Here is a 500-nt window from a genome sequence, read left to right on the forward strand (position 1 = left end):
AAGCCGGCAATGGCGACGATGATGCCGGGGGCGATGCTGATCGGCATATCGAGCCCGCACGCCCGCAAGGGGCTGTTGTGGGAGAAGTACCGGACGCATTACGGCCATCCCGGTTCGGTGCTGGTCGCACAGGCGCCGACGTGGGTCATGAACCCGACCGTTCCCGAAGACGGCGAAATCATTTCCGAGGCCTACGACAGTGACCCCGCATGGGCGAAGGCGGAGTATGGCGCGGTGTTCCGCACCGACGTTGCCGCGCTGGTCCCGATCGAAGTTATCGAGGCGTGCATAGAGTCGGGGGTGCGGGAGCGTGCGCCACAGCGACAATACCACTATCGGGCCTTCGTCGACCCGTCGGGCGGTAGCGCGGATTCGATGACGCTGGCGATTGCGCACAAGGAGGGCTCCACGGCGATCCTGGACGCGGTTCGCGAGGTCAAACCGCCGTTCTCGCCTGAGGCCGTGGTTGATGAATTCGCCGGGCTTATGAGGCGCTACCG

At 65.0% G+C, this 500-nt stretch carries 1 pseudogene; it reads left to right on the forward strand.

Annotation, left to right across the window (positions count from 1 at the left end):
* Nucleotides 1-500 (forward strand): annotated as a pseudogene (locus MUB46_RS24160) (hypothetical protein); the annotation flags it as partial.

It is taken from the genome of Microbaculum marinisediminis (genome assembly GCF_025397915.1).
In the GTDB taxonomy this organism is placed as follows: Bacteria; Pseudomonadota; Alphaproteobacteria; order Rhizobiales; family Tepidamorphaceae; genus Microbaculum; species Microbaculum marinisediminis.